This is a genomic window from Faecalibacterium prausnitzii, assembly GCF_019967995.1.
Taxonomy (GTDB): Bacteria; Bacillota; Clostridia; order Oscillospirales; family Ruminococcaceae; genus Faecalibacterium; species Faecalibacterium prausnitzii_E.
This window is the reverse complement of record NZ_CP065377.1, coordinates 2028688-2050861: the sequence shown is the minus strand read 5'-3', so window position 1 is coordinate 2050861 and position 22174 is coordinate 2028688. Positions and strand designations below refer to the sequence as shown.

General features: G+C 58.2%; 25 protein-coding genes, 2 tRNA genes and 1 other annotated feature. Of the genes, 20 read left to right on the top strand and 7 right to left on the bottom strand.

Going from position 1 to position 22174, the window contains the following annotated elements; translation table 11 throughout:
* The first annotated feature begins 86 nt into the window (after positions 1-86).
* From I5P96_RS10125 to rfbB, 4 genes are all read left to right on the top strand, one after another.
* The gene (locus tag I5P96_RS10125; RefSeq protein WP_223381930.1) at positions 87-878 is read left to right on the top strand and encodes a glycosyltransferase; all 792 of its coding nucleotides are present in this window, start codon (positions 87-89) and stop codon (positions 876-878) included.
* A gap of 359 nt (positions 879-1237) precedes the next feature.
* Complete coding sequence (gene rfbA / locus I5P96_RS10120) at positions 1238-2125, top strand: glucose-1-phosphate thymidylyltransferase RfbA (protein WP_223381928.1); 888 nt, start codon at positions 1238-1240, stop codon at positions 2123-2125.
* Between the two features lie 13 nt (positions 2126-2138).
* Positions 2139-3053 (top strand): dTDP-4-dehydrorhamnose reductase, encoded by a 915-nt coding sequence (gene rfbD, locus I5P96_RS10115; RefSeq protein WP_097792654.1) that lies wholly within the window; start codon positions 2139-2141, stop codon positions 3051-3053.
* 123 nt (positions 3054-3176) lie between these two features.
* On the top strand, positions 3177-4241 hold the full coding sequence (gene rfbB / locus I5P96_RS10110; RefSeq protein WP_097792653.1) for a dTDP-glucose 4,6-dehydratase: 1065 nt from the start codon (positions 3177-3179) through the stop codon (positions 4239-4241).
* 93 nt (positions 4242-4334) lie between these two features.
* On the opposite strand, the gene I5P96_RS10105 is transcribed toward rfbB, so the two are convergent.
* Together I5P96_RS10105 and I5P96_RS10100 are read right to left on the bottom strand one after the other, a co-directional pair.
* Complete coding sequence (locus I5P96_RS10105; RefSeq protein WP_223381926.1) at positions 4335-4679, bottom strand: hypothetical protein; 345 nt, start codon at positions 4677-4679, stop codon at positions 4335-4337.
* Between the two features lie 15 nt (positions 4680-4694).
* On the bottom strand, positions 4695-5348 hold the full coding sequence (locus I5P96_RS10100) for a hypothetical protein (protein WP_223381925.1): 654 nt from the start codon (positions 5346-5348) through the stop codon (positions 4695-4697).
* Between the two features lie 147 nt (positions 5349-5495).
* On the opposite strand from I5P96_RS10100, the gene I5P96_RS10095 reads away from it, so the two are divergent.
* The gene (locus tag I5P96_RS10095; RefSeq protein WP_223381923.1) at positions 5496-5804 is read left to right on the top strand and encodes a helix-turn-helix domain-containing protein; all 309 of its coding nucleotides are present in this window, start codon (positions 5496-5498) and stop codon (positions 5802-5804) included.
* Positions 5805-5874: 70 nt separating this feature from the next.
* On the opposite strand, the gene I5P96_RS10090 is transcribed toward I5P96_RS10095, so the two are convergent.
* A complete protein-coding gene (locus I5P96_RS10090) occupies positions 5875-6951 on the bottom strand; it encodes a 6-phosphofructokinase (RefSeq protein WP_097792652.1) in 1077 nt (358 codons plus the stop codon).
* A 241-nt stretch (positions 6952-7192) separates the two neighbouring features.
* Here I5P96_RS10090 and I5P96_RS10085 point away from each other — a divergent pair.
* The 3 genes from I5P96_RS10085 (at position 7193) to I5P96_RS10075 (ending at position 8445) form a co-directional block, all read left to right on the top strand.
* Positions 7193-7266 (top strand) — tRNA-Gln (locus I5P96_RS10085).
* 28 nt (positions 7267-7294) lie between these two features.
* Positions 7295-7370, top strand: a tRNA-Pro gene (locus I5P96_RS10080).
* A gap of 247 nt (positions 7371-7617) precedes the next feature.
* Positions 7618-8445 carry a CPBP family intramembrane glutamic endopeptidase gene (locus I5P96_RS10075; RefSeq protein WP_223381921.1) on the top strand — a complete coding sequence of 276 codons (828 nt, stop codon included), beginning with the start codon at positions 7618-7620 and terminating at the stop codon, positions 8443-8445.
* Between the two features lie 74 nt (positions 8446-8519).
* Here the strand turns inward: I5P96_RS10075 and argS are convergent, their stop codons facing one another.
* The 4 genes from argS to I5P96_RS10055 all read right to left on the bottom strand — a co-directional run bounded on the left by argS (position 8520) and on the right by I5P96_RS10055 (position 12850).
* Positions 8520-10334, bottom strand: a complete 1815-nt coding sequence (gene argS / locus I5P96_RS10070) for an arginine--tRNA ligase (protein WP_223381920.1) — start codon at positions 10332-10334, stop codon at positions 8520-8522.
* A gap of 127 nt (positions 10335-10461) precedes the next feature.
* Positions 10462-10920 carry a DUF1934 domain-containing protein gene (locus tag I5P96_RS10065; protein WP_118551707.1) on the bottom strand — a complete coding sequence of 153 codons (459 nt, stop codon included), beginning with the start codon at positions 10918-10920 and terminating at the stop codon, positions 10462-10464.
* An 18-nt stretch (positions 10921-10938) separates the two neighbouring features.
* Positions 10939-11763: a glutamate racemase gene (gene murI / locus I5P96_RS10060; RefSeq protein WP_097792648.1), complete on the bottom strand. Its 825-nt coding sequence runs from the start codon at positions 11761-11763 to the stop codon at positions 10939-10941.
* Complete coding sequence (locus I5P96_RS10055) at positions 11756-12850, bottom strand: D-alanine--D-alanine ligase family protein (RefSeq protein WP_097792647.1); 1095 nt, start codon at positions 12848-12850, stop codon at positions 11756-11758. Before I5P96_RS10055 ends, murI begins: the two co-directional genes overlap by 8 nt.
* A gap of 293 nt (positions 12851-13143) precedes the next feature.
* Between I5P96_RS10055 and rpmG the strand changes: the two genes are divergently transcribed.
* From rpmG to gpmI, 12 genes are all read left to right on the top strand, one after another.
* Positions 13144-13293 carry a 50S ribosomal protein L33 gene (gene rpmG / locus I5P96_RS10050; RefSeq protein ID WP_005920501.1) on the top strand — a complete coding sequence of 50 codons (150 nt, stop codon included), beginning with the start codon at positions 13144-13146 and terminating at the stop codon, positions 13291-13293.
* 17 nt (positions 13294-13310) lie between these two features.
* Positions 13311-13562 carry a preprotein translocase subunit SecE gene (gene secE, locus I5P96_RS10045; protein WP_097792646.1) on the top strand — a complete coding sequence of 84 codons (252 nt, stop codon included), beginning with the start codon at positions 13311-13313 and terminating at the stop codon, positions 13560-13562.
* Between the two features lie 25 nt (positions 13563-13587).
* Positions 13588-14118 carry a transcription termination/antitermination protein NusG gene (gene nusG / locus I5P96_RS10040; RefSeq protein WP_097792645.1) on the top strand — a complete coding sequence of 177 codons (531 nt, stop codon included), beginning with the start codon at positions 13588-13590 and terminating at the stop codon, positions 14116-14118.
* Positions 14119-14249: 131 nt separating this feature from the next.
* Positions 14250-14675, top strand: coding sequence for a 50S ribosomal protein L11 (gene rplK, locus I5P96_RS10035; protein ID WP_005920496.1), 426 nt, complete (start codon positions 14250-14252; stop codon positions 14673-14675).
* Between the two features lie 57 nt (positions 14676-14732).
* The gene (rplA, locus tag I5P96_RS10030; protein WP_118551711.1) at positions 14733-15425 is read left to right on the top strand and encodes a 50S ribosomal protein L1; all 693 of its coding nucleotides are present in this window, start codon (positions 14733-14735) and stop codon (positions 15423-15425) included.
* Between the two features lie 121 nt (positions 15426-15546).
* Positions 15547-15686 (top strand) — a sequence feature (ribosomal protein L10 leader region).
* A 43-nt stretch (positions 15687-15729) separates the two neighbouring features.
* Positions 15730-16245 (top strand): 50S ribosomal protein L10, encoded by a 516-nt coding sequence (rplJ, locus tag I5P96_RS10025; RefSeq protein WP_097792643.1) that lies wholly within the window; start codon positions 15730-15732, stop codon positions 16243-16245.
* 72 nt (positions 16246-16317) lie between these two features.
* On the top strand, positions 16318-16692 hold the full coding sequence (gene rplL, locus I5P96_RS10020; protein WP_055189512.1) for a 50S ribosomal protein L7/L12: 375 nt from the start codon (positions 16318-16320) through the stop codon (positions 16690-16692).
* Between the two features lie 171 nt (positions 16693-16863).
* Complete coding sequence (locus tag I5P96_RS10015) at positions 16864-17865, top strand: SPFH domain-containing protein (RefSeq protein WP_223381919.1); 1002 nt, start codon at positions 16864-16866, stop codon at positions 17863-17865.
* Positions 17865-18068 (top strand): PTS ascorbate transporter subunit IIC, encoded by a 204-nt coding sequence (locus I5P96_RS10010; protein WP_097792641.1) that lies wholly within the window; start codon positions 17865-17867, stop codon positions 18066-18068. Before I5P96_RS10015 ends, I5P96_RS10010 begins: the two co-directional genes overlap by 1 nt.
* 251 nt (positions 18069-18319) lie before the next feature.
* Positions 18320-19528, top strand: a complete 1209-nt coding sequence (locus tag I5P96_RS10005) for a phosphoglycerate kinase (protein WP_207685504.1) — start codon at positions 18320-18322, stop codon at positions 19526-19528.
* A gap of 90 nt (positions 19529-19618) precedes the next feature.
* Positions 19619-20389, top strand: coding sequence for a triose-phosphate isomerase (gene tpiA / locus I5P96_RS10000; RefSeq protein WP_097792639.1), 771 nt, complete (start codon positions 19619-19621; stop codon positions 20387-20389).
* A gap of 120 nt (positions 20390-20509) precedes the next feature.
* Complete coding sequence (gene gpmI / locus I5P96_RS09995; protein WP_223381918.1) at positions 20510-22036, top strand: 2,3-bisphosphoglycerate-independent phosphoglycerate mutase; 1527 nt, start codon at positions 20510-20512, stop codon at positions 22034-22036.
* Positions 22037-22174 lie beyond the last annotated feature (138 nt).

Here is a 22174-nt window from a genome sequence, read left to right as displayed (position 1 = left end):
CGTGTCCGCCAAGGCCGGAGCAGGATGGCGCAGGCCGTTCCGTTCGGAACTTGTCGAGCACCGCGACAGAGAAGAGGAGAATCCATTTGAAATTATCAGCTTGTATTGTAGTCTATAACGGGTACGACGAGGCGCTGAAAGCGGCACAGACCGTTTTGCGGTTCACCCGCCGCCACCCGCTGACCCTCTATCTGGTGGACAACGCCAGCCCGGACGGCAGCGGCCAAAAGCTGGAAGCAGCGCTGCACAGCGGCCTGCTGGCAGCAGGGGAGGGGCAGCAGGTCGTCGTCCGCTGCCGCACCGAGAACGGCGGCTTCGGCACCGGCCACAACATGGTCCTGCCGGAACTGGACAGCGACTATCACTTCATCCTCAACCCGGACATCCAGCTGACGGCGGACACCCTGAGCGACCTGGCCGACTGGATGGACCAGCACCCGGATGTCGTCATGGCCCGGCCTGCGCTTGTCTTCCCGGATGGCCGCCCCCAGCAGCTGCCGCTGCGCCGGTGTGCGCTCCGCCCCATGGTCTACCGCCAGTTGCCGGCGCTCAGATTCTGGGCAAAGTACAACGATGCCTATCTCATGAAGGACAAAGACCTGACCCGCCCCACCGAGATCGAGTTCTGCACCGGCAGCTTCTCGGCGGTTCGCACTCGCACTTTCCGGGCGGTGGGCGGCTTCGATGAGAAGTACTTCATGTATGTGGAAGACGCCGACCTCACCCAGAAGATGCGCACGCAGGGCAAGGCATATCTTGTGCCGCAGTTCACGGCCATCCACGCCTGGCACCGCGCTGCCCACCGCAGCCTCAAGCCTGCTCTCTGGCAGACCGGCAACCTGCTGCGGTACTTCTCCAAGTGGGGATTCCGGTGGTGAACCCTCGGACCCACGCGAACAGCAGGGCCTGCCCGGCCTGCCAATGGCTCCCCTACCAGGGGAGCTGGCATTGCGAAGCAATGACTGAGAGGTTCATCCCGCAAATGACATCAGGAGAACGGCCCCTTTGCAGAAAAATTTCTGTAAAGGGCCGTTCTTTCTTGCTTTTTTTTCGATTTGATAGTAAAATGAAGTGTAAAACTATCTGCGGTGGCCGGAATGCCCCCGGCAGAGCGGTTTTTCTGCAACTTTGTTGACAGCGGACGCAGCTCCGCTTTGAATATTACGAGGCCGGAGGAAACGAAGGCTTCGTATAGCTGCACAACTTTTTTCATTTTAATTAAAGGAGTGCACAAACGATGAAAGGCATTATTCTCGCCGGCGGCGCCGGCACCCGGCTTTACCCGTTGACCATGGTCACCAGCAAACAGCTGCTGCCTGTCTACGACAAGCCGATGATCTACTATCCTCTGTCCACCCTCATGCTGGCGGGCATCCAGGATATCCTTATCATTTCGACCCCCACTGACACGCCCCGTTTCGAGGCGCTGCTGGGCGATGGCAGCCAGTACGGCATCCATCTGCAATATAAGGTCCAGCCCTCTCCCGATGGCCTGGCACAGGCATTCATTCTGGGTGAGGAGTTCATCGGCGAAGACTGCTGCGCCATGATCCTGGGCGACAACATCTTCTACGGCAACGGCTTCTCCAAGATCCTGAAGACCGCTGCCTCCAACGCCGAGACCAAGGGCCGCTGCACCGTGTTTGGCTACTACGTACCGGACCCGGAGCGCTTTGGCATCGTCGAGTTCGACGCCAACGGCAAAGTCCTGAGCGTGGAGGAAAAGCCGGAGCACCCGAAATCCAACTACGCCATCACCGGCCTGTACTTCTACAACAAGGAAGTCGTCCAGATGGCAAAGCAGGTCAAGCCCTCTGCCCGCGGCGAGCTGGAGATCACCACCCTGAACGACATGTACCTCAAGAAGGGCGAGCTGGACGTCCAGCTGCTGGGCCGCGGCTTTGCCTGGCTGGATACCGGCACGATGGACAGCCTGGTGGATGCCGCCGACTTCGTGCGGATGATCGAGAAGCGGCAGGGCATCAAGATCAGTGCCCCGGAGGAGATCGCTTTCAAGTATGGCTGGATCGACCGCGACACGCTGCTGGAGAGCGCAAAGCGCTATGGCAAGAGCCCCTATGGCCAGCACCTGAAGAATGTGGCCGACGGAAAACTGAGATACTAAGAGGAGACCGCACATGAAAATCATCGTTACTGGCTGTAAGGGTCAGCTGGGCACCGAGATCATCAAGCAGCTCCGCGAGGGCCGCAGCGAGATCGGCCCCATCCCCGAAAAGCTGCAGAGCGCGACCGTCATCCCCGTGGACCTGCCCGAACTGGACATCTCCAACTACAAGATGGTGGATGACTTCATCCGCCGTCAGCGCCCGGATGTCATCATCAACTGCGCTGCCTACACCAACGTGGACGGCTGCGAGGTGAATCACGACGCAGCCTTTAAGGCAAACGCCCTCGGCCCCCGCAACCTGGCACAGGCTGCCACCAAGACCGGTGCCCGCCTGGTCCATGTCTCCACCGACTACGTCTTCTCCGGCCGCGAGAACGGCGGCATCGCACAGGATGAGGCCACCCTTCCCGGCCCCATCAGCGCCTACGGCTCCACCAAGCTCATGGGCGAGAAGTACGTGGAGCAGTTCTGCCACCGCCACTTCATCGTCCGCACGGCCTGGCTGTACAGCTACTATGGCAAGAACTTCGTCAAGACCATCGTGAATGCGGGCAAAAAGTTCGGCAAGCTGGAAGTCGTCAACGACCAGTGCGGCAACCCCACCAACGCGGTGGATCTGGCCCACGAGATCCTGCAGCTCTGCGTCACCCATGAGTACGGCCTGTATCACTGCACCGGTGAGGGCATCTGCTCCTGGTACGATTTTGCCTCCGAGATCATCCGCCTGTCCGGCGTGGACGCGACCGTGGCCCCCTGCACCAGCGAGGAGTACAAGGCCAAGCACCCCGAAAGCGCCGACCGCCCCAAGTGGAGCGCTCTGGACAACCGGATGCTGCGCTGCACCGTCGGCAACGAGGTGCGGGATTGGAAAGCTGCCCTGGCCTGCTTCTTTGAGCATTGGGACGGCGACAACGGCATGAAGTAAACCCTCTCAGGCCGCTTCGCATCCAGCTCTCCCGAAGGGAGAGCTGTCACCGCAGGTGACTGAGAGGTTGTATCAAAAAAACGAAAAAAGAGAAACAAATTGTTTTGAGGAAAGAATCAAACTATGAAAAAATATCTGATCACCGGCTGCGCCGGCTTTATTGGCTCGAACTTTGTGCATTATATGCTCAAGAAGTACCCGGAAATCCTGCTGGTCAACCTGGATAAGCTGACCTATGCGGGCAATCTGGAAAACCTGAAGGACGTCGAGGGCGACCCCCGCCACGTCTTCGTGCAGGGCGATATCTGCGATAAGGAGCTGGTCGAGGGCCTGTTCGCAAAGTACGATTTCGATTACGTCATCAACTTTGCCGCAGAGAGCCACGTGGACCGCTCCATCAAGAACCCGGAGATCTTCGTCCAGAGCAACGTCATGGGCACGGTGAACCTGCTGCAGCGCGCCAAGGAGGCCTGGTATGACGCCGAGGCCAAGACCTGGAAAGAGGGCAAGAAGTATCTGCAGGTCTCGACCGACGAGGTCTATGGCGCTCTGGGTGCCGAGGGCTTCTTCATGGAGACCACCCCGCTGTGCCCCCACAGCCCCTACTCTTCCTCCAAGGCCAGTGCCGACATGTTCGTCATGGCATTCCACGATACCTACGGGATGCCCATCAACATCACCCGCTGCTCCAACAACTACGGCCCCTATCAGTTCCCGGAGAAGCTGATCCCCCTGATGATCAACAACGTCAAGCACCACAAGCAGCTGCCCGTCTACGGCGACGGAATGCAGATCCGCGACTGGCTGTACGTGGAAGACCACTGCAAGGCCATTGATATGGTCTGCAATGGCGGCAAGATCGGCGAGGTCTACAACGTCGGCGGCCACAACGAGCGCCCCAACATCTTCATCGTCAAGACCATCATCGAGCAGCTGCACGACCGCCTGAAGGATGACGGCATCAGCGAAGACCTCATCAAGCACGTTGCCGACCGTCTGGGCCATGACCGCCGCTACGGCATCGACCCCACCAAGATCAAGAACGATCTGGGCTGGTACCCGGAGACCCCGTTCGAGAAGGGCATCGTCCTGACCATCGACTGGTACCTCGACCACGAGGAGTGGATGGAGCACATCACCAGCGGCAACTACCAGAAGTACTACGAGGAAATGTACAAGAATAAGTAAGTGCTTGTAAGCCCTCGGAATCGCAAAACCAAAAGGAGCACCCCTCTGCATGATGCAGGGGAGTGCTCCTTTTTGCGTATGGATCAAATTGCGTCAGAGCAGGTCAGCGGCCAACAGCAGAAGTGCCGCAGCGGCTACACCATCCGAGCCTTCTTTGTATTCGCCGATGGCTGTGGAACTCCAACCGATTCCACGATAGATCGTTCCATCCTTATATTCTCCGATTTCTCTGGAATGCAAGCCAAGGCCGGTATAAATGGTGCCATTTTTATACTCGCCAATGGCATCCGAGTGCAGGCCGCAGCCACGATAAATCGTACCATCTTTGTACTCACCAACTGCATCTGAGCTCCAGCCGGTGCCACGGTAGACCGTACCGTTTTTGGTTTCACCAATGCAGTCCGAACTCCAACCAGTTCCACGATAAATTGTTGCCATAGAAAAACCTCCCGATTATACATTTACTTTTTTCAAGAGTAATTGACTATAAGTGCTAAAATCATTCTCCAAATTTTTTTCTGTTTTTTGGCGGCCAGAAGATGTAGTAGGGGAGATTGCAGGTGTAATATAGGAAGAATGGGAAAAATGAATTGAGTTGCCTCTGACAGGGGAATAATTATGCTGGTCGTTTTGATATACACCAAAATCATCCTCTACAAACCCGTGTATAGTGTAGTTGCAAAAAGGATAACTTTGACGAAGGGATTTATGATAAGCATCACGAAAAAGAAGTTCCTCAATGATTTCCAAATCTTTGTCGCTTTCAGCCCAGAGGTCAGATAAGTATTTCTGCAATTCAGAAACGGAGTCAACGTATTTATGTGCTTGAGAAGGATAGAAATATTTATGATTATAGTATCGGTTTAACGCGGTAATAAGCTCTGAGTTGTTGATATCCGCAGAAAGTGTGAATGGTATCGTATGAAGCCTTAGATTTGCACATCCAGTAGAAAAAGAAACTTTTGCGGGGGAGATGGACATTCCACGAATGAGTTCTTGAAGATTTTTTATGATTTTGAGATTTTTCTGGAAGTCGTCAGATGCCTCAATTATAGACGGGGATATTCTTTCGGGTTCTTTTGAAAATAAACTAAAAAAGCCTAACATGATATTCCTCCTCAAAATCTCGGATAAATTCTGTTGCCAATCAAATTATATCAGAAATAAACTGACACAACAAGAGAAATGGAACATAAAAAGTGCCGAAAATTGCTATACTATCCGATACAATATGACAAAAGGATGGTGCTTTGCATGTACGAAGAGATGTTCTCCAAACGTTTGGCACAATTGAGAATGCAGAAAGGTGTCTCTGCCAGAGATATGAGTTTGTCGCTGGGGCAGAACCATGGATATATCAATAGCATTGAGAATGGAAAGACCTTTCCGACGATGACGAATTTCTTCTACATCTGCGAGTACCTCCACATCACGCCGAAAGAATTTTTTGAGGACGGCAGTGCAGACCCGGAGACCATCCGGAAGATGGTGGAAAACCTGAAGCGTCTGGATGGGGAACAGGTGGATGCCCTCTCCAAAATCGTGGAGGGTCTGGCAAAATGAAACGAAGCAAACGAAAACGAGCGCTGCATGGTGGGTGCAGCGCTCGTTTTGTATCGTTTTCAGGAAAACCTCAGCCCAGGCTCACGCCCATCCGGCGGGCGACGGTGAGCAGCTCACAGCCTTCGGGAACATTGCGGGTCTTGCCGGCGATGTCCTCCAGACGGTTGGCGGTGACGTGGCCGTTGACCAGAGCGACGGTCACGCCGTAGCGCTCGATCTCCACCAGCTTGGCGGCGTAGCTGCCGAACTGGGTGGCCAGCACACGGTCATAGGCGCTGGGGCTGCCACCGCGCTGCATGTGGCCGGGGATGCAGACGCGGGTCTCCATGCCGGTCTTCTTCTGGACGGCGGCGGCGATGCGGCTGGTGGCGGTGGTGTAGCCCGCCTCGGCGCGCTTGGCGGTCCATTCCTTCCGCTTCAGTTTGGCCTCTTCCTCGTTCAGGGCACCCTCTGCCACGGCGATGATGGAGAAGTTGGAGCCCTTCTTGGCGCGGCGCTCCACCGCACCGCAGACGCGGTCGATGTCGTAGGGCATTTCGGGCAGCAGGATGATGTCTGCGCCGCCGGCGATGCCGGAATAGAGGGTCAGCCAGCCGGCCTTGTTGCCCATGATCTCGATGCACATCACGCGGCTGTGGCTGCCTGCGGTGGTGTGGATGCGGTCGATGACGTCGGTGGCGATATCCACAGCGGTGTGGAAGCCGAAGGTGACGTCGGTGCCGTAGATGTCGTTGTCGATGGTCTTGGGCAGGCCGATGATGTTCAGGCCCTCCTGAGAGAGGAGATTGGCGGTCTTGTGGGTGCCGTTGCCGCCCAGGCAGAGCAGACAGTCGAGCTTTGCGTCCTTATAGGTCTTCTTCATGGCTGCGACCTTGTCGATCTTGTCTTCTTCCACAACGCGCATCAGCTTGAAGGGGGTGCGCTTGGTGCCCAGAATGGTGCCGCCCAGCGTCAGGATGCCCCGGAAGTCGTCTTCCGTCATCTCCTTGTAGTCGCCGGTGATCAGGCCATGGTAGCCGTTCAGGATGCCCACGATCTCGACGCTGTCGCCCATCCGGGCATACAGAGCTTTTGCCACGCCGCGGATGGTGGCGTTCAGGCCGGGGCAGTCGCCGCCGGAGGTCAGGATGCCAACACGTTTTTTCATCTCGTAATATCCCTCGTTTTCTCTGAATTTCCCACTCGTGCAGGAGAAGTTTGTACTATAAGAGTATTCCCAAAGCGGGGCAGTGTCAAGAGTTGGAACGTAAAAATCGCGTGAAATCGCGCAGAGAATTTACCGGAAAAACTTCGGCAAAAAAGTTCTGAAAAAGTGTTGACAAGAAGGTGGTTTGATAGTATAATATCCCTTGTCAGCAGCGAGCAACGCTCCTGACAAAACAAAATATTGGGGATTTGCATAGTGGTAGTGCGGTAGACTCTGACTCTACTTGTGGGAGTTCGATTCTCTCATCCCCAACCAGACCGCAGCCGAAAAGCTGCGGTATTTTCGGGGCATAGCGCAGTTGGTAGCGCGCTTCGTTCGGGACGAAGAGGCCGTGGGTTCAAATCCCGCTGCTCCGACCAAAAAAGACCAGACGGATTTTTATCCGTCTGGTCTTTTTTATCTTTGCAGCGGGATTTGAACAGGGCGGCCTTGCGAAGCAAGGCAAGCAATCAGCCCTGAGGGCTGTTGCTTAGCCCGCGGGTCCTGGACCAGTAGGAATGTCGAACAAGGGGACTGCTGCTGTATTTCCGCCTCCGCAAGCGGGATTTGAACAATTTCCCCCAATATGTTACAATAGAGTCACTATCTGCAACGGAGGAAAATTCGATGCTCAAACGTCTGCGCAAAAACCATCCGCTCGGCTACTGTGTCGGGGCGGAGGTGCTGTTTCTGGGAAGTCTGATCCTAACGTCGATCCTTGTGGTGTTTTTGCTGATGCTGTTCCGCTTTGATCTGGCCTATGCGGACGACTATCTGCTGGGCTGCATCCAGGAGCTGGTCGGCGTCGGCGTGGCCGTGCTGCTGCTGAAGCGCACCGGCAAGGCGCAGCTGCTGCGAAAGCGGGGCTGCGGCTTCTTCAACGGCCTGCTGGTGGGAATGTATCCGCTGGCCCTGCTGGCGTACACGCTGTACGCAAAGATCCTGTTCGGCCTGCCGGAAGACGGCACACTGCTGCCGCTCTGGCGCATCCTGAGCTTTCTGGCCAATATGATTCTGGTGGGCATCGCGGAGGAGTTTTTGTTCCGGGGCGTCATCGCGGAGACGCTGCTGGAGCACTTCGGCACGAGCCGGGGCGGCATCTGGAAGGCCTGCCTGCTGTCGGGTCTGCTGTTTGGCTGCGCCCACCTGACGAATCTGCTGTCCAGTGCGCCGCTGGGGGTGCTGATGCAGTGTATCTTCGCAGCGTCGCTGGGGGTGCTGTATGCGGCCATCTACTTCCGCACCGGCAACCTCTGGGTCACGGTGTTCTTACATGGCGGCATGGACATCATCTCCATGCTCGTCGGCGGGCTCTACGGCACCGAGAGTGTGGCCGAGAGCGTGAGCAGCTACGATGCCTCGATGCTGCTGTCGGTGCTGGTCTACCTCATCCCGGCGGCGATCCTGCTGCGGAAAAAGAAGATCGGTGAAGTGAAGCTCTACTTCCAATATTAAGGGACAAACGAAGACCCGCCCACCCGATGAAGTGTCGGATGAGCGGGTCTTTTCGTATGCGGGAAAACTTCCGGTTACATCTTCTCCGGAACGCTGATCTTGAACATGGTCAGCACGTTGCAAATGACGTTCTTGACGCCGATGCAGAGGGCCAGGCGGGCCTGCTGGACGGCGGGGTCTGCGCCCTGGATGCGGCAGCTGCCGTAGAAGCGGTGGAAGGCGCTGGCGAGGTCGATGACGAAGCGGTTGATTCGGCTGGGATCGTACTTCTCAGCGGCCATGACGATCTCCTGCGGGAAGGCGGCCAGCATCCGGATGAGGTCCATCTCGGAGGGCTCGGTCAGCAGGGTGGCATCCACCTGGTCGGCACCCGCGAAGGCAACACCCTCGCTCTCCATCTTCTTGAGGATGGAGCAGATGCGGGCGTGTGCATACTGGACGTAGTAGACCGGGTTGTCGTTGTCGGTCTTGACGGCCTGGTCGAGGTCGAAGTCGATGCCGCTTCCGGCGTCGTGCATGTTGAACAGGAAGCGGGCGCTGTCGATGGGCACCTCTTCCAGCAGGTCGGTCAGGGTGATGGCGTTGCCGGTGCGCTTGGACATGCGGACGGGCTGGCCGTCGCGCATCAGGTTGACCATCTGCATCAGCACGACGTCGAGGTCATTGCCGTTCAGGCCGATGGCGTCCATGGCACCCTTCATGCGGGCGACGTGGCCGTGGTGGTCTGCACCCCAGACGTCGATGGCCTTGGCAAAGCCGCGGGTGGCCAGCTTGTTGTAGTGGTAGGCGATGTCGGCGGCAAAGTAGGTGGGGATGCCGTTGGCGCGGACCAGAACTTCGTCCTTGGCCTCTTCCTCGGTGCCGTCCTCGGTCTTCTTCTTGTTGACGGTGCCGTACTTGGCGGCGTACTGGGCGCTGCGGTACATGACGGCGCCATCCTCAGCCTTGTAGCAGGCACCCAGCTCCAGCAGCTTTTCGACCACAGCCTTGACAGCGCCGGACTCGTGCAGGGTGCTCTCGTGGAACCAGACATCGTAGTCGATGCGGTACTTGCCCAGGTCGCGCTTGAGGGCCGCGATGTTCTTGGGCAGTGCGTAATCCACGAGGGTGTTCTTCAGGGTCTCGAACGCTTCGCTGGCAAACAGGGTCTCTTCGTCCATGCCCTGGCAGGCGGCCACGTAGCAGTCGCCGTGCAGGTCGGCAAATTCCCCGGCCAGCACCTTGATGTCGCCGCCCTGGTAGCACTCAGCGGGCAGGGGATAGGCCTCCTCGCCGCAGAACTTCTGCAAATAGCGGACGGCCAGGCTCTTGCCGAATTTCTGAATCTGGTTGCCTGCGTCGTTGATGTAGAACTCGCGGGTCACATCGTAACCGGCCCAGTCCAGCACGGCGGCCAGGCAGTCGCCCAGAGCGCCGCCGCGGGCGTTGCCCATGTGCATGGGGCCGGTGGGGTTGGCAGAGACGAACTCCACGTTGTACTTGGCACCCTTGCCGTAGTCGGTGCGGCCGTAGTCCTTGTTGGCGGCTGCGCCCAGCACGACGCTGGCCCAGAAGGCCGGAGCCAGGAACAGGTTGATGAAGCCGGGGCCGGCCACCTCCACCTTGGCGAAGACGCCGCCCTCGATGGAGGGCAGGTGGGCGATGAGGGCGTCGGCGATCATCCGGGGAGCCTTGCGCCAGGTGCGGGCACCGGCCATGGCCAGGTTGGAGGCGATGTCACCGTTCTTGGTGTCAGCGGGGATCTCCACGATGAAAGCGGGCAGCTCGGCTTCGGGCAGGGTGCCGTCGGCCATGGCGGCCTTGGCCGCAGCGGTCAGCAGAGCGCGGGCCTCGCTCAGGGCAGCCGAGCGGGGGTTGTAGTTCTGGTAGGTCTTTTCGAATTCAGTCATTGTTTTATCCTTTCACGGGCTGACCCTCTCAGGCCGCTTCGCGTCCAGCTCTCCCAAAGGGGGGAGAGCTTTTCGCAAACGAGAGAAACTTTGCACTCGAAAGCGCGGACGGAGAGGGTGAACCGCTTTAATTTGGCTTTTGCACGGAAATTTCCAGCGTGTTGCGGTTGATGATGGAGATGGGGTCGTCGGCGTCCAGCAGATAGCTGAATCGGGCCGTGCCGCCCGTTTCGGTCAGGCTGCACTCGATGCCGTCGCCAGTCACGCCCAGCGTCAGGGAGCCGACCTCGGTCTCATAGTGGCAGATGCTCCGGCGGTCCCGCTCGATGATGAGCTGGGCGTTGGCCGGGCCGAACCGGAGCAGGCCCACCCGGCTGCCGTCGGCTGCGATCTTGATGGTGGTGGTGCAGCCGGCAAAGCCGATGGTCTCGGTCTCTTTATAAGTGATATAGTAGGTGTCGCCCTTTTTCACGAAGCTGCCGTAGGTCATCAGTTCGATGCGGTCATCCTCGTCCACCCGGACGGGCTGGGTGTGCTCGAACTGCTCCGAGCGGCTCTTGATGCGGATGATGAAATCTTCCTTCACGTTCGTTTGTCCTTCGCTTTAGTATTTGTCGATGGCGATCTGCTCCACCGGCCCTCCCTTGTACTCGCCGAGGAAGAGGTCTGCCGTCTGCGAAAAACTGTCCGGCGTGTCGCTGACGTAGAAATGCGCCTGCCCGGCGGGGTGGTTGGCCCGCAGACCGCGCTCGCTGAGGGTGCGTTCCAGATGGTGGGCGGCGGTCTTGGCCGGGTCCACCAGCACGACGTCCCGGCCCATGAATTCGCCGATCATGGTCTTGATGAGGGGATAGTGGGTGCAGCCCAGAATGAGGGTGTCCACCCCGGCATCCCGCACCTCGGTGAGGTACTGGGCGATGACGAGCCGGGTCACTTCCTGCTTGTCTTCCGCGCTGTGGTCCACGTAACCGGCCTCCACCAGCGGCACGAAGAGCGGGCAGGGGCGGGCCGTGATCTCCACGCCCGGCACCAGTTTGCGCAGCAGGGTCTCATAGCTGCGGGAGCGGATGGTGGCCGCGGTGCCGATGACGCCGATGCGGCGGTTGCGGGTGGAAAAAGCAGCCTCCCGCGCAGCCGCATCCACGACGCCCAGGTAGGGCACGGGCAGCAGCGCCGCCTCGGCGGCGGGGTAGGTGCTGGACACCGTGCCGCAGGCGGCCATGATGCACTTGACATTCTGGGACAGCAGAAACGCGATGTCCTGCCGGGCATACTGCAGGATGGTCTCCGGGCTGCGGCTGCCGTAGGGCACACGGCCGGTGTCGCCGAAGTAGACGATGTTCTCGTGGGGGAGCCGCTTGCGCAGCTCCTTCACGCCGGTCAGGCCGCCGAGGCCGCTGTCAAATACGCCGATGGGGCGGTTATCCATGCTGCTTTTCCGTCCTTTCCAGCGCCAGTTCGATCAGATGGTCGATCAGGGCGGGCACAGGGGTGCCCTCGTGCTCCATGAGCTTGGGGTACATGCTGATGGGGGTGAAGCCGGGGAAGGTGTTGATCTCGTTGATCATCACCCGGTTGGTGCCATGCTCCACGAAGAAGTCGCAGCGGGCCAGGCCCTCGCAGTTCAGGGCCGTGTAGGCCATGGCGGCGTAGGTCTTTACCTCGTCGAGCTTGGCCTCGTCGAGCCGGGCCGGGATGACCACCTGGCTCACACCGTTCTTGTACTTGTCGTCGTAGGTGTAGAACTCGGCACCGGCCAGGATCTCGCCGGGGCGGGTGGCCACAGCGGGGTCGGAGCCGATGACGGCACACTCGACCTCATGACCGTCCACGAAGGCCTCAAAGACGACCTTGCGGTCGTTCTCCAGAGCCAGCCGGATGGCGTCCTTCAGCTCGGCGCGGTCGTGGGCCTTGGTGATGCCGACGCTGGAACCGGCGTTGGCGGGCTTGACGAAGATGGGCCAGCCCAGCTTCGCGATGGCACCGTCGCAGACGCCTTCGAGGTCGGATTCGATCTCCCAGCGGTTGGCAGCCAGCCACCGGGTGTGGGGGATGCCGGCGGCGTCGAACAGGGCGTTGGCTACCGCCTTATCCATGCAGACGGCGCTGGCCAGAACGCCGCAGCCCACGTAGGGGATGCCGGCCAGCTCCAGCAGGCCCTGCACCGTGCCGTCCTCGCCCCACAGGCCGTGCAGGGCCGGGATGACGACATCCACGTGCAGCTTTTCCACCTGGCCGGAAGGAGCGAACAGGATCATGCCGTGGTCGGCACGGTCCGGGCTGATGACACAGGGCATGTTGCCGGGCAGCTCTTCCCAGCTGCCATCGGCCATCTGGGCGCTGGAAGCCTCGGTGCACAGCCAGCGGCCCTCTTTGGTGATGCCCACGGTCAGCACTTCGTAGCGGCTGGGGTCGAGGTTGTCAACGAAGGTCCCGGCGGACACGCAGCTGACCTCGTGCTCGCTGGACATGCCGCCGAACAACACGACGACACAGAGTTTCTCTTCAGATTGCATCATGATCTCTCCTGATCGTACGGCCGGAAGGCCGGAATTTCTCTATATAGGTATAGACGCTGTTATTATACAATATCTATGCGCGGGATGCAAGCGGGCAGAACCAGAAAGAAGCAAAAGAAAATTTTTTCAAAAAAGTTGAAAAACCGCAGAAAATCCGCTTGACGGATGGAAAAAGACGTGATACAATGATAACACCTCTTTTGCGGGGTTATTAAGTGCGCCCTGTTTTGAAGGCGCTCCCGCAAGCCGAGGGAGGTTCAAAACAACCGTTATAATGGAGGTGTCAACAAATGACCGTTAAAATCACTCTGGCCTGCACCGAGTGCAAGCAGCGCAACTACAACACCACGAAGAACAAGAAGAACAACCCCGATCGTCTTGAGATGAAGAAGTACTGCCGCTTCTGCAAGAAGCACACCGTTCATCGCGAAACCAAGTAAGAAAGGCGGACGACATCATGGCAGACAAAACCGAGAAAAAGCCGGGCTTTGTGGCCAGAATGAAGGCCGCCGTGAAGGGCTTTTGCAACCGCGTTGCGAAGTTCTTCCGCGACACGAAGAGCGAGCTGAAGAAGGTCGTGTGGCCGTCCAAAGAGGACACCAAGACCAACACCGTCGTCGTGCTCGTCACCGTGGCGATCGCTGCCGTTGTCATGATCGCGCTGGATGCCATTTTCGGCGGCATCCTGGGCCTGATCATCGGCGCATGAACATCTTGAAACGGAGGTTTGAAAAATGGAAGATCAGTCCAATGAAGCCCTCTGGTATGTAGTCCATACCTATTCCGGTTACGAGAATAAGGTTGCAACGGACCTGCAGACCATGGTCGAGAACCGCCGTCTGCAAGACCTGATCTGTGACATCAAGGTCCCCACCGAGATGGTCCCTGAGATCAAGGACGGCAAGGAGCGTATGGTGGAGCACAAGCTGTTCCCCGGTTACGTTCTGGTCAAGATGGTCATGAACGACGATACCTGGTATGTGGTGCGCAACACGCGCGGCTGCACCGGTTTCGTCGGCCCCGCATCCAAGCCCGTCCCGCTCTCCGCTGAGGAGGTCGAGAAGATGGGCGTCGAGAAGGCAGCTCCGCTGACCGTCGATTTCAAAGTCGGCGACACCGTGCAGATCACTGCCGGCCCCCTGGAAGGCTTTATGGGCCTTGTGGAGGGCATCGACACCGAGAGCTTCAAAGTCAAGCTCAAGGTCAACATGTTTGGCCGCGAGACGCCCGCTGAGGTGGACATCGCGCAGGTCGAGCTGCCGTAACCAACCGGCATCCGTTTACCAAGGTAAGACCGCAGTGCGGTTCTTATAGAGCGTGTGCACCGCGCACATGCTCGTGGGAGGCGCCTACACGGCGCCGCAACTCACCACAGATTTTTGGAGGTGCATTTATCATGGCACAGAAAGTTACTGGCTACATTAAGCTGCAGATCGAGGCCGGCAAGGCGACTCCGGCTCCCCCTGTTGGCCCTGCTCTGGGTCAGAAGGGCGTCAACATCATGGCCTTCACCAAGGAGTTCAACGAGCGTACCAAGAACCAGATGGGTTATGTCATCCCCGTCGTCATCACCGTTTACGCTGACCGCTCCTTCAGCTTCATCACCAAGACTCCTCCGGCAGCCGTTCTGATCAAGAAGGCCGCTGGCATCAACACCGCTTCCGGCAAGCCCAACAAGGAAAAGGTTGCTTCTCTGACCGCTGCTCAGGTGGAAGAGATCGCGAAGACCAAGATGCCCGACCTGAACGCTGCTTCTCTGGAAGCTGCATGCAGCATGGTCCGTGGCACCTGCCGCTCCATGGGCGTCACCGTCGAGGGCTGAGACAACAACAGTGGGAGGGCATAAAACTGCCCGCATGACCACATAGGAGGATATACAATGAAACATGGCAAGCACTATGTCGATGCTGCGAAGCAGATCGATTTTTCTAAGCTGTATGATATGAACGAGGCTCTGGAGCTGGCTTGCAAGACCGCTTCTGCCAAGTTCGACGAGACCGTTGAGCTGCACGTCCGCCTGGGCGTTGACGGCCGCCACGCTGACCAGCAGGTCCGCGGCGCTGTCGTTCTGCCCAACGGCACCGGCAAGACCGTCCGCGTCTGCGCCATCGCAAAGGGCGCTGCTGCCGCTGCTGCTGAGGCAGCTGGCGCTGACATCGTTGGTGATGATGAGCTGATCGCCCGCATCGCTGGCGGCTTCATGGACTTCGACGTTGTTGTCACCACCCCCGACATGATGGGCCGCGTCGGCCGTCTCGGTAAGGTGCTGGGCCCCCGCGGCCTGATGCCCAACCCCAAGGCTGGTACTGTTGCTCCCGATCTGGGCAAGGCAGTCACCGAGGCCAAGGCTGGTAAGATCGAGTATCGTCTGGACAAGCAGAACATCATCCATGTCCCCGTGGGCAAGGCTTCCTTCGGTGCAGAGAAGCTGTACACCAACCTGGATACCGTCATGAGCGCCATTGCAAAGGCAAAGCCTGCTGCTGCAAAGGGCACTTATTTCAAGAGCGCTACCATCGCCACCACCATGGGCCCTGGCATCCGTCTCAACACCCTGAAGTACGGTGTCTAATTTGAAGAAATAAAACCTCTCAGTCTGCGCTTTGGCGCAGCCAGCTTCCCTATTATGGGAGCCAAAGAGAGGAAAATAAAAAATCTTCAAAAAAGCACTTGACAACACCGCGCGTTTGCGGTAAAATAATCATGCTGTTTTTGAGACAGCAGGTGCTGGAACCCAGCGTAAGGCTAAGCCGCCTGCCGAGAAACGCGCATAATGTTGTTTTATGCCTCTTTCTCGGACACAGTGCGGGAAAGAGGCTTTTTTGATCTCTGAGTTTCAGTGTTCGATACAAGTTTTTGAAACGAGGTGAAACCGAATGCCCAGTGCAAAGATTCTTTCTGAGAAGCAGGCTTATGTCGCTGATCTGAAGGCAAAGTTTGAGAGTGCGGTTTCCGGCTGCGTCGTCGCTTACGGCGGCATTAACGTCGAGAACGACACCAAGCTCCGTAAGGAGCTGCGTGAGGCAGGCGTCGATTATATGGTCGTGAAGAACACCATGCTGCGTCTGGCTGTTAAGGGTACCTCTCTGGAGGGCCTGGCTGAGCAGTTCAAGGGCGATACCGCTATCGCTTTTGCTCACGAGGAAGATCCCATGTCCGCTGCCCGCATCCTGTGCAAGTATCAGGATGGCGATAAGTCCAAGAAGTTCGTCGTCAAGGCTGGCTTCATGGAAGGCAAGGTCATGGACGCTGCCGAGACCAACGCCATCGCAAAGCTGCCCAACCGCGAAGGCATGCTGTCCATGTTTGCAGGCGCCCTCACCAGCACTCTGTCTGGTCTGGCTGTTGCAATGCAGGCTTATGCCGACAAGCAGGAAGAGCCCGCTGCTTAATTGCTGCGTGACTGCTGCTTAACGATCTGAAATCAACAAACACAAAACCATTTATATTGGAGGGTTATTACCATGGCTTCTGAGAAGATTACTGCCATCATCGACTCCGTCAAGGAGCTGTCCGTCCTGGAGCTGAAGGAACTGATCGACGCTTACTGCGAAGAGTTCGGTGTTTCCGCTGTTGCTGCTGCTGCTCCCGCTGCTGCTGGCGCTGCTGCTGCCGCTGAGGAAGAGAAGACCGAGTTCGACGTCATCCTGGCTGAGGCTGGCGCTACCAAGATGCAGGTCATCAAGCTGGTCAAGGAGATCACCGGTCTGGGCCTGAAGGAGGCTAAGGCTATCGTTGACGGCGCTCCCAAGGCTGTCAAGGAGAAGGCTTCCAAGGCTGAGGCTGAGGACATCAAGAAGAAGCTGGAAGAGGCTGGCGCTAAGGTCGAGATCAAGTAATTTGATCCCCCTGAACGTTCTTTCTTGAATTTCGATTCTTGAAATGAAGGCACTCTCGTCGAAAGGCGAGGGTGCCTTTTTTGTTGTTTCCTCTTGACAGATGAAATACAACATGATATGATTTTGATATCAGATAGAAACACTTCCAGACCCGATAAGGAGGGATCTTACATGGAAGAGAAGATCTTGCAAACGAAGAAGAACGGAATGACGATGCTGCTGCTGACCTTGCTCGGCTATGTTGCGGCCATCATCGTGTTCGTGCTGGGTGGGATACTGCTCACGACAGAACATAACGTGCCGGGCGTGATTTTGTTGGTGCTGAGCATCGTCTATGGCATCGTCGGCATTTTCCTGCTCTGCGGCCTGAAGGTGCTGAAGCCGGAGGAAGCATTGGTGCTGACCCTCTTCGGTGATTACATCGGCACCCTGAAAGGGGAGGGCTTCTATTGGGTGAATCCCTTCTGCACCTCCGTCAACCCCGCCGCAGGCACAGTGCTGAGCCAGAGCGGCGATGTCCAGAAGATGCCCGTTGTGCAGGCGAGCCGGGAGCAGGATGGCAAAAAGATCTCCCTCAAGATCATGACCCTGAACAACTCCCGCCAGAAGATCAACGATTGCCTGGGCAACCCGGTGGAGATCGGCATTGCCGTCATCTGGCGCGTGACCGATACCGCGAAAGCCGTCTTCAACGTGGACAACTACAAAGAGTACCTGTCCCTTCAGTGCGACAGCGCCCTGCGCAACGTCGTGCGGGTCTACCCCTATGATGTGGCCCCCAATGTGGACACCACCGGTGACGGTATCGCCGACGAAGGCAGCCTGCGCGGTTCGTCCGAGGTCGTGGCCAAGCGCATCCAGGACGAGATCCAGAAAAATGTGACCGAGGCCGGCATCGAGATCATCGAAGCTCGCATCACCTATCTGGCTTACGCGCCGGAAATCGCAGCCGTCATGCTGCAGCGCCAGCAGGCCAGCGCCATCATCGACGCCCGTAAGATGATCGTGGACGGTGCCGTCGGCATGGTGGAAATGGCACTGGAACGCCTGAATGAAAACAAGGTGGTCGAGCTCGACGATGAGCGCAAGGCAGCAATGGTCTCCAACCTGCTGGTCGTGCTCTGCGGCAACCGTGACGCTCAGCCCATTGTGAACAGCGGCAGCCTCTACTGATGGCAGCAGAACCCAAAAAGCAGATCCCGCTCCGCCTGAACGCGAAGCTCTACGAAGCCCTTGCCGCGTGGGCTGAAGATGATTTCCGCTCGGTGAACGGACAGATCGAGTATCTGCTCACCGAGTGTGTGCGTCAACGGAAGAAGAATGGCAAGTATGTCTCAGATGAGATCGACCTGCCGCCGGAACTGGATCTCAAATAAGAGAAGGGAACCTTTGGAAAAAATGCTTTTCAGAGGTTCTTTTTTTCATGAAAAAGGGGAGTTGCTCCGCCTTTCAGTCAAAATAGACACATTTCCACCGGGATACGGGGAAAGTTTGTTAATAAATTATCTATTGCCTGTCCTTGCAAACCACACAGTTTTTGTTTATAATAGAAGTGTACGGGGAGGCAAGCCCCGATAACGAGTGAAATTCGATTCCGATGAAAAGAATTTGAGAGGAGTTTATTACCATGGGTTTAGGTAAGAAGACGATCGACGACGAGAATTACTGCGGCAAGAAGGTTCTGGTCCGCTGCGACTTCAACGTCCCGATGAAGGACGGCGTCATCACCAACGAGAACCGCATCAACGCAGCTCTGCCCACCATCCAGAAGCTGCTCAATGATGGCGCAAAGGTCATCCTGTGCAGCCACCTGGGCAAGCCCAAGAACGGCCCTGAGGCAAAGTTCAGCCTGGCTCCCGTTGCAGCTGCCCTGAGCGCAAAGCTGGGCAAGACCGTTGTGTTCGCAGACGACGACAACGTCGTGGGCGAGAACGCAAAGGCTGCTGTGGCTGCCATGAACAACGGCGACGTTGTCCTGCTCCAGAACACCCGTTTCCGCAAGGAAGAGACCAAGAACATGCCGGAGTTCTCCGAGGAGCTGGCTTCTCTGGCGGACGCATACGTGGATGACGCTTTCGGCAGCTGCCATCGCGCACACTGCTCCACCGCTGGTGTCACCGACTACGTCAAGGATACCGCTGTCGGTTACCTGATGGAGAAGGAGATCAAGTACTTGGGCAATGCCGTCAACGACCCGGAGCGTCCCTTCACCGCCATCCTGGGCGGCGCAAAGGTCGCCGATAAGCTGAACGTCATCTCCAACCTGCTGGAGAAGGTCGATACCCTGATCATCGGCGGCGGCATGGCTTATACCTTCGTCAAGGCACAGGGCTACGAAGTCGGCAAGAGCCTGTGCGATGACTCCAAGCTGGACTACTGCAAGGAGATGATGGCAAAGGCTCAGGAGAAGGGCGTCAAGCTGCTCCTGCCCGTCGATGCCGTCTGCATCAAGGACTTCCCCGATCCCATCGACGCACCCGTCGAGACCACCGTTGTGCCCGTGACCGCAATGCCTGCCGATATGGAAGGCTGCGACATCGGCCCGGAGAGCACCAAGCTGTTTGCTGAGGCCGTCAAGGCTTCCAAGACCGTTGTCTGGAACGGCCCCATGGGCGTCTTCGAGAACCCGACTCTGGCAGCAGGCACCCTGGCTGTGGCACAGGCTATGGCTGAGAGCGGCGCTACCACCGTCATCGGCGGCGGCGACAGCGCAGCAGCAGTCCAGCAGATGGGTCTGGGCGATAAGATGACCCACATCTCCACCGGCGGCGGCGCTTCTCTGGAGTATCTGGAGGGCAAGGAGCTGCCCGGCATCGCTGTCATCCAGAACGCATAATTCGCGCTCGCAACAGCAGGATCGAGGTGCGGCGGCATGGCGCCGCCGCACCTTTTTTGGTACGTAGGTAAATAGAAGGAGATAGAGATCATGGATAAGGCAAAGCGTAAGGCAATCATTGCAGGCAACTGGAAGATGAACAAGACCGCTTCGGAAGCAGCCAAGCTGGTGGACGAGCTGATCCCTGCCGTCAAGGATGCTTCCTGCGAGGTCGTCATCTGCACTCCGTTCACCGATCTGGTGACGGCTGTGGAAAAGACCAAGGGCACCAACATCCATGTCGGTGCTGAGAACGTCCACTTCGAGAAGTCCGGTGCGTTCACCGGTGAGATCAGCGCAGAGATGCTGGTGGATCTGGGCGTGGAGTACGTCATCGTCGGCCACTCCGAGCGCCGCCAGTACTTCGCAGAGACCGATCAGACCGTCAACAAGCGCGCTCTGGCTGCGCTGAACGCGGGCCTGAAGGTCATCATCTGCGTGGGCGAGAGCCTGGAGCAGCGCGAAGAGGGCGTGACCGAGGAGCTGGTCCGGATGCAGACCAAGATCGCTCTGCGCGATGTCACCGCAGAGCAGATGGCCAACGTCGTCATCGCGTATGAGCCCATCTGGGCCATCGGCACCGGCAAGACCGCTACGGCAGACCAGGCAGAGGAAGTCTGCGGCCAGATCCGCAAGGTCATCGGCGAGGTCTACGGCGAGGCCGTGGCCGAGGCGACCACTGTGCAGTATGGCGGCAGCATGAACGCAAAGAATTGCGAAGAGCTGCTGAGCAAGAAGGACGTCGATGGCGGCCTGATCGGCGGCGCATCCCTGAAGGCTCCGGATTTTGCAGTCATCGTCAACGCTGCGACCAAGGGCTGAGAAAGAGAGCTTCCCCGCATCGCACACTGCCTTTTGCAAATCACCCCAGCGCCCGGCCGCGCCGTTTGCAAGCGCTGAAGCCGGGCGCTTTTTAGTTCAAAATCAAAGGAGATACCATTTATGTCCAAGAAACCCGTAATGCTCTGCATCATGGACGGCTTTGGCTGGACCCCCAACGAGACCTATGGCAACGCTGTGGCTGCCGCAAACAAGCCGTTTATCGACTCTCTGATGGCAAAGTACCCCATGACCACCATCGACGCTTCCGGCATGGCAGTCGGCCTGCCCGACGGCCAGATGGGCAACTCTGAGGTCGGCCACACCAACATGGGCGCAGGCCGCATCGTTTATCAGCAGCTGACCCTCATCACCAAGTCCATCCAGGACGGCGAGATGCTCAAGAACCCGGTCCTCGTCAAGAACATGAAAGCTGCCATCGACGCAGGGAAGGCCATCCACCTGATGGGCCTGGTCGGCACCGGCGGCGTCCACAGCCACGCTGACCACTGGTTCGGTGTGCTGGAAATGGCCAAGCACATGGGTGCCAAGGAGGTCTATCTCCACTGCATCACCGACGGCCGTGATACCGACCCGCACTCCGGCAAGGGCTTCCTGGCCGACCTGCAGGCCAAGCTCGACGCGCTGGGCATCGGCAAGATCGCCAGCGTCTCCGGCCGTTACTACGCCATGGACCGCGACAACAACTGGGACCGTGAGGAGAAGGCCTACGCGGCGTTCGTCTACGGCGAGGGCGAGCGGTATGCCAACGCTGCAGAGGCGATCGAGGCATCCTACGCCAACGACAAGACCGACGAGTTCGTTCTGCCCTGTGTCACCTGCGAGGGCGGCCGTGTGCAGGACGGCGACACCGTCATCTTCATGAACTTCCGCCCCGACCGTGCCCGCCAGATGACCCGCATCTTCTGCGACGACGCCTTCACCGGCTTTGAGCGCCGCGGCGGCCGCAAGCAGGTCCACTACGTCTGCATGGCCGAGTATGACGCTACCATGCCCAACTGCGAGGTCGCCTATCCTCCCGTGGAGCTGAAGAACGTTCTGGGCCAGTACCTGTCCGAGAACGGCAAGACCCAGCTGCGCATCGCCGAGACCGAGAAGTACGCACACGTCACCTTCTTCTTCAACGGCGGTGTCGAGGCTCCCTACGCGGGGGAGGACCGCTGCGTCATCCCCAGCCCGAAGGTGGCCACCTACGACCTGCAGCCGGAGATGAGCGCTCCGGAGGTCGCTGCAGAGTGCAAGCAGCGGATCGAGAGCGGCAAGTATGATGTCATCATCCTGAACTTCGCCAACTGCGACATGGTCGGCCACACCGGCGTCTTTGAGGCCGCTGTGAAGGCCGTAGAGGCCGTGGACGCTGCCGTCAAGGAAGTTGTCACCGCTGTGCTGGATGCGGGCGGCTGCGCCTTCCTGACCGCCGATCACGGCAATGCAGAGAAGATGAAGAACCCCGACGGCACGCCCTTCACCGCACACACCACCAATGTGGTGCCCTTTGTGGCCATTGGCTGCGGCGATGTGAAGCTGCGCGAGGGCGGCTGCCTGGCCGACATTGCGCCCACCATGCTGCCCTATATCGGTCTGCCTGTCCCCGCAGAGATGACCGGTAAGAGCATCATCGTGGAGTAAGAACCTCTCCGTCTAGCTCATAAAATAGAGTGCTCCGCTGTTGAGATCCACAGCATCGTATAGATGCCGCTGGTCTCGACAGCGGAGCATTTCTGTTTTCGATAGAAAACGACTTTCCGCGTCCAGCAGGGGTTACCC

Coding starts and splice junctions, on each gene's coding strand:
- nusG (WP_097792645.1), top strand. CDS start 13,588: ATGGAAGATCAGTCCAATGAAGCCCTCTGGTATGTAGTCCATACCTAT.
- gpmI (WP_223381918.1), top strand. CDS start 20,510: ATGTCCAAGAAACCCGTAATGCTCTGCATCATGGACGGCTTTGGCTGG.
- secE (WP_097792646.1), top strand. CDS start 13,311: ATGGCAGACAAAACCGAGAAAAAGCCGGGCTTTGTGGCCAGAATGAAG.
- I5P96_RS10055 (WP_097792647.1), bottom strand. CDS start 12,850: ATGCAATCTGAAGAGAAACTCTGTGTCGTCGTGTTGTTCGGCGGCATG.
- I5P96_RS10095 (WP_223381923.1), top strand. CDS start 5,496: ATGTACGAAGAGATGTTCTCCAAACGTTTGGCACAATTGAGAATGCAG.
- I5P96_RS10100 (WP_223381925.1), bottom strand. CDS start 5,348: ATGTTAGGCTTTTTTAGTTTATTTTCAAAAGAACCCGAAAGAATATCC.
- argS (WP_223381920.1), bottom strand. CDS start 10,334: ATGACTGAATTCGAAAAGACCTACCAGAACTACAACCCCCGCTCGGCT.
- rplK (WP_005920496.1), top strand. CDS start 14,250: ATGGCACAGAAAGTTACTGGCTACATTAAGCTGCAGATCGAGGCCGGC.
- I5P96_RS10090 (WP_097792652.1), bottom strand. CDS start 6,951: ATGAAAAAACGTGTTGGCATCCTGACCTCCGGCGGCGACTGCCCCGGC.
- rplL (WP_055189512.1), top strand. CDS start 16,318: ATGGCTTCTGAGAAGATTACTGCCATCATCGACTCCGTCAAGGAGCTG.
- I5P96_RS10015 (WP_223381919.1), top strand. CDS start 16,864: ATGGAAGAGAAGATCTTGCAAACGAAGAAGAACGGAATGACGATGCTG.
- rplJ (WP_097792643.1), top strand. CDS start 15,730: ATGCCCAGTGCAAAGATTCTTTCTGAGAAGCAGGCTTATGTCGCTGAT.
- I5P96_RS10105 (WP_223381926.1), bottom strand. CDS start 4,679: ATGGCAACAATTTATCGTGGAACTGGTTGGAGTTCGGACTGCATTGGT.
- rpmG (WP_005920501.1), top strand. CDS start 13,144: ATGACCGTTAAAATCACTCTGGCCTGCACCGAGTGCAAGCAGCGCAAC.
- rfbA (WP_223381928.1), top strand. CDS start 1,238: ATGAAAGGCATTATTCTCGCCGGCGGCGCCGGCACCCGGCTTTACCCG.
- rplA (WP_118551711.1), top strand. CDS start 14,733: ATGAAACATGGCAAGCACTATGTCGATGCTGCGAAGCAGATCGATTTT.
- I5P96_RS10005 (WP_207685504.1), top strand. CDS start 18,320: ATGGGTTTAGGTAAGAAGACGATCGACGACGAGAATTACTGCGGCAAG.
- rfbB (WP_097792653.1), top strand. CDS start 3,177: ATGAAAAAATATCTGATCACCGGCTGCGCCGGCTTTATTGGCTCGAAC.
- tpiA (WP_097792639.1), top strand. CDS start 19,619: ATGGATAAGGCAAAGCGTAAGGCAATCATTGCAGGCAACTGGAAGATG.
- I5P96_RS10075 (WP_223381921.1), top strand. CDS start 7,618: ATGCTCAAACGTCTGCGCAAAAACCATCCGCTCGGCTACTGTGTCGGG.
- rfbD (WP_097792654.1), top strand. CDS start 2,139: ATGAAAATCATCGTTACTGGCTGTAAGGGTCAGCTGGGCACCGAGATC.
- I5P96_RS10010 (WP_097792641.1), top strand. CDS start 17,865: ATGGCAGCAGAACCCAAAAAGCAGATCCCGCTCCGCCTGAACGCGAAG.
- murI (WP_097792648.1), bottom strand. CDS start 11,763: ATGGATAACCGCCCCATCGGCGTATTTGACAGCGGCCTCGGCGGCCTG.